A 326-nucleotide genomic window follows, 5' to 3' on the forward strand; every position below is an offset into this window, starting at 1 on the left:
TTTCAACGCGGCGCGCGAGCCTTGTTCGAGGGCATTGAATGCTACGCCTTGGCGAACAATTTTCGCGGTTAGGGTGCCAGCGATACCAGCGGTTGCTGTGAACGCGGCAGCGGTAACCTTACCCACGCTCTTAAGCTTGCCCATAGCCGTGGAAGCCCGGTTAGCTGTTTTTTCGGTGGCTTCTCCGGCCTGCCCGGCTGCTTTAGCGGCTTCACCAGCCTGGCCTGCTGCTTCTCCTGCTTTCTGACCAGCTTGGGAAGCGGCTTCACCGGTCTTTTTGAATCCTTGTTCCGCACTGTTTAGACCCTGCTTGAATTTTGAGTCAT

The 326-nt window shown here is 56.4% G+C and carries 1 protein-coding gene; it reads right to left on the reverse strand.

The window, feature by feature from the left end:
* Positions 1-326, reverse strand: a 326-nt coding sequence (locus QP381_RS08725; protein WP_285068575.1) for a hypothetical protein, incomplete at both ends; no start/stop codon positions are given.

Origin of the sequence: Pauljensenia sp. UMB6358 (assembly GCF_030216865.1) — a bacterium.
GTDB lineage: Bacteria > Actinomycetota > Actinomycetes > Actinomycetales > Actinomycetaceae > Pauljensenia > Pauljensenia turicensis_A.